Here is an 875-nt window from a genome sequence, read left to right as displayed (position 1 = left end):
GTGAGCTGCCCCCTTCTGAGTGGTCCATCGACTATGACAGTCTGGATCAAGGAAGGGACGACGAATGCCTTCGAAGAAGCACAAGCCCGAGGAGATTATCGGGAAGCTGCGTGAGGTTGAGATCATGCTGGGCCAGGGCGGGACGACGGCTGAGGCGTGCCGGCGGATCGCGGTCAGCGAGCAGACCTATTACCGCTGGCGCAAGGAATATGGTGGCCTGAAGACGGATCAGGCTCGGCGGATGAAGGATCTGGAGAAGGAGAACGCCCGGCTTCGGCGTGCGATTTCGGATCTGACGCTCGACAAGCTGATCTTGCAGGAGGCGGCAAAGGGAAACTTCTGAGCCCCGCACGGCGCCGGCGCTGCATCGATCATGTCCGGGACGTGCTGGATGTATCCGAGCGGCGGGTGTGCCGCGTGCTCGGCCAGCACCGGTCGACGCAGCGCAAGGTGCCGTGCGGGGCAGATGACGAAGAGGCGCTGACCGAGGACATCATCGCTTTGGCCAGGCAGTACGGCCGTTACGGCTATCGCCGGGTGACGGCACTGCTGCATGCGGCCGGCTGGTCGGTGAACCATAAGCGTGTGGAGCGGATCTGGCGACGCGAGGGGTTGAAGGTGCCGCAGCGGCAACCGAAACGAGGCCGGTTATGGCTCAACGATGGGTCCTGCATCCGGCTGCGGCCGGAGTATCCGGGGCACGTCTGGGCCTACGACTTTGTCGAGGCGCGGACGCACGACGGACGCAAGTTCCGCATTCTGACCATCATCGACGAGGCGAGCAGGGAATGTCTGGCGCTGGTTGTGGCACGTCGGCTCCGCCACGAGGATGTGCTTGCGGCACTTGCCGAGCTGTTCATCGAGCGGGGTCCGCC

At 64.1% G+C, this 875-nt stretch carries 1 pseudogene; it reads left to right on the top strand.

The features are described from left to right. Positions 1 to 64: 64 nt before the first annotated feature. Positions 65 to 875 (top strand): annotated as a pseudogene (locus tag ACH0BU_RS18120) (IS3 family transposase); the annotation flags it as partial.

Origin of the sequence: Sphingomonas olei, from assembly GCF_045369765.1 — a bacterium.
GTDB lineage: Bacteria > Pseudomonadota > Alphaproteobacteria > Sphingomonadales > Sphingomonadaceae > Sphingomonas > Sphingomonas panaciterrae.
This window is presented reverse-complemented; position numbering and strand designations above follow the sequence as displayed.